The following is a 3,198-nucleotide window of genomic DNA, read 5'->3' as shown; positions in this document are numbered from 1 at the left end:
AACTTTAATTTTGTGTTTATATAAATTTAAAATGATATCATCGAAAACAAAATATTGTATAAATAGAGAAGAGCAGTAAGACGGTATCTAATTGAAAATGATCTTACTGCTCTTTTATATACTTTATTGAAATACAAAATGGAAATTAATTATTATACAATAGACAAGCTATTGCATAAGTAACACTAACTTTTATCAAAGAAGTGTTACTTTATAATTAATGATTTTATTAGAGCGTCTACATGCGGTTTTAAAGCATCATCGTCTATACCGCCAAAGCCTAATATAAATTTAGGGGTTTTCTTATAGTCTTGATCATCATCAAAATTATAAACTTGTAATTTTAACTTTACTTTGTTTGCTCTATCAAGACACTCTTGTAATGTTAATCCATTTTTTACTGTAATTGTAAAATGCATACCCGTTTCAGCACCTTGAATATCAAGCTGCTCTTTGTAAGGTTTCAATCTTTTTAAAATATAGGTTAGTTTTCTACGATAAATTCGTCTCATTTTATTTAAATGCCTTTCAAAACCACCGGAAGATATAAACATTGCAATAAGGTTTTGCATATGAACAGGTACAGTGTTGCCTTCAATGTGATTTTGAGAATGATATTTTTTCATTATAGAATAGGGTAACACCATATATGCAACTCGACAGCTAGGAAAAATAGACTTTGAAAATGTACTGATATAAATCACTTTTTCTCCTCTTGAATATAGACCTTGAATTGCTGGAATGGGTTTGCCGAAATATCTAAACTCGGAATCATAATCATCTTCTATAATAAATCGTTCTTCTTTTTCTTGAGCCCATTGTATTAATTGAGTTCGTTTTTTTAAGTCCATCACATATCCAGTTGGAAATTGATGGGAAGGCGTTATATATACTATATTTTTTTGTGATTTAATAACTTCATCTACGTTTATTCCATTATCTTCAACTTCAATTTGTTCATATTCAACTTGTTTTTTATCTAAAATATTTTTGATTGGTGGATAACTAGGTTTTTCGATAATAAACGTTGAAGTATAAAGTAAATCGACTAATTGATTTACTAATTGTTCGGTAGATGAGCCAATTATAATTTGATTAGGATCACAAATTACACCACGATTAGTAAATAAATAAAATGCCAGTTGAAATCTTAAATGTAATTCTCCTTGAAAATGTCCTCTACGTAATTGATTTAAATGATTTGTATCATAAAGATCTTTGGAATACTTTCTGAAAAGTTCTATAGGGAAATGTTTCGTATCTATTTCATCCAAATTAAAAGCATAATCATAAGCTTCATCACTCGCTTTTGGTTTATATGAATCATCATCAAAAAGAGAGGGGATAGGTTGATTGTTTAAAATTGTTAAAGATTCAATTTCGGACACAAAATATCCAGAGCGAGGTCTTGAATAAATGTAACCTTCGTCTAATAGAAGTTGATATGCATGCTCTACGGTTGTTTGGCTGATAGATAAATGTTTGCTTAATTGTCTTTTAGAATAAAATTTATCGCCTTCTTTAAATTGACCTTCAATTATTTGTTTTTTTAATTTTTCATAAAGTTGATGGTATAAAGTGTTTTTCAATTTTATAACTGACCTCCTAAATTTATCTTATTTTGTACCTTTTTAAATATCAGTTTATACATTACAATGTATTTAATCAACTTGAAAAGGGGTTTTATGTATAATGAGTAAAATTATTGGATCAGACAGAGTCAAAAGAGGTATGGCTGAAATGCAAAAAGGCGGCGTTATTATGGATGTCGTTAATGCTGAGCAAGCAAGAATTGCAGAAGAAGCAGGCGCGGTAGCAGTTATGGCATTAGAACGAGTACCTTCTGATATTAGAGCTGCTGGTGGCGTTGCACGTATGGCAAACCCTAAAATTGTAGAAGAAGTAATGAATGCTGTTTCTATTCCAGTCATGGCTAAAGCACGTATTGGTCATATCACTGAAGCAAGAGTATTAGAGGCGATGGGTGTTGACTATATTGATGAATCAGAAGTGTTAACACCAGCAGATGAGGAATATCACTTAAGAAAAGATCAATTTACAGTACCATTTGTATGTGGATGTCGTAATTTAGGTGAAGCTGCGCGTAGAATTGGTGAAGGTGCTGCTATGTTACGTACTAAAGGTGAACCAGGTACAGGTAATATTGTTGAAGCTGTAAGACATATGAGACAAGTTAATTCAGAAGTTAGTCGATTGACTGTAATGAATGATGATGAGATTATGACTTTTGCGAAAGATATCGGTGCGCCTTATGAAATTTTAAAACAAATTAAAGACAATGGTCGTTTACCGGTAGTTAACTTTGCAGCTGGTGGCGTTGCGACTCCTCAAGATGCTGCTTTAATGATGGAATTAGGTGCTGACGGTGTATTCGTTGGATCAGGTATTTTTAAATCAGAAGATCCAGAAAAATTTGCTAAAGCAATTGTTCAAGCAACAACACATTACCAAGACTATGAACTAATTGGAAGATTAGCAAGTGAACTTGGCACTGCTATGAAAGGTTTAGATATCAATCAATTATCATTAGAAGAACGTATGCAAGAGCGTGGTTGGTAAGATATGAAAATAGGTGTATTAGCATTACAAGGTGCAGTACGTGAACATATTAGACATATTGAATTAAGTGGTCATGAAGGTATTGCAGTTAAAAAAGTTGAACAATTAGAAGAAATCGAGGGCTTAATATTACCTGGTGGCGAGTCTACAACGTTACGTCGATTAATGAATTTATATGGATTTAAAGAGGCTTTACAAAATTCAACTTTACCTATGTTTGGTACATGCGCAGGATTAATAGTTCTAGCGCAAGATATAGTTGGTGAAGAAGGATACCTTAACAAGTTGAATATTACTGTACAACGAAACTCATTCGGTAGACAAGTTGACAGCTTTGAAACAGAATTAGATATTAAAGGTATCGCTACAGATATTGAAGGTGTCTTTATAAGAGCGCCACATATTGAAAAAGTAGGTCAAGGCGTAGATATCCTATGTAAGGTTAATGAGAAAATTGTAGCTGTCCAGCAAGGTAAATATTTAGGCGTATCATTCCATCCTGAATTAACAGATGACTATAGAGTAACTGATTACTTTATTAATCATATTGTAAAAAAAGCATAGCTTAATGTATGCTAAATCAACGAATTATTGATATTTATAGATTTGTTGAGAAGA

Annotated in this window: 3 protein-coding genes; 2 read left to right on the top strand and 1 reads right to left on the bottom strand. The window is 32.0% G+C overall.

Features of this window, described 5'->3' with window-relative positions:
- Positions 1-206 precede the first annotated feature (206 nt).
- Positions 207-1,589 (bottom strand): MocR-like pyridoxine biosynthesis transcription factor PdxR, encoded by a 1,383-nt coding sequence (gene pdxR / locus IDG60_RS09480; protein ID WP_206160647.1) that lies wholly within the window; start codon positions 1,587-1,589, stop codon positions 207-209.
- 103 nt (positions 1,590-1,692) lie between these two features.
- Between pdxR and pdxS the strand changes: the two genes are divergently transcribed.
- Together pdxS and pdxT are read left to right on the top strand one after the other, a co-directional pair.
- Complete coding sequence (pdxS, locus tag IDG60_RS09475; protein ID WP_000034728.1) at positions 1,693-2,580, top strand: pyridoxal 5'-phosphate synthase lyase subunit PdxS; 888 nt, start codon at positions 1,693-1,695, stop codon at positions 2,578-2,580.
- 3 nt (positions 2,581-2,583) lie between these two features.
- Positions 2,584-3,144 carry a pyridoxal 5'-phosphate synthase glutaminase subunit PdxT gene (gene pdxT, locus IDG60_RS09470; RefSeq protein WP_000690439.1) on the top strand — a complete coding sequence of 187 codons (561 nt, stop codon included), beginning with the start codon at positions 2,584-2,586 and terminating at the stop codon, positions 3,142-3,144.
- Positions 3,145-3,198: the final 54 nt, after the last annotated feature.

The organism is Staphylococcus sp. EG-SA-2, from assembly GCF_017152085.1.
The sequence above is the reverse complement of the archived record's forward strand: the minus strand, read 5'-3'. Positions and strand labels throughout refer to the sequence as shown.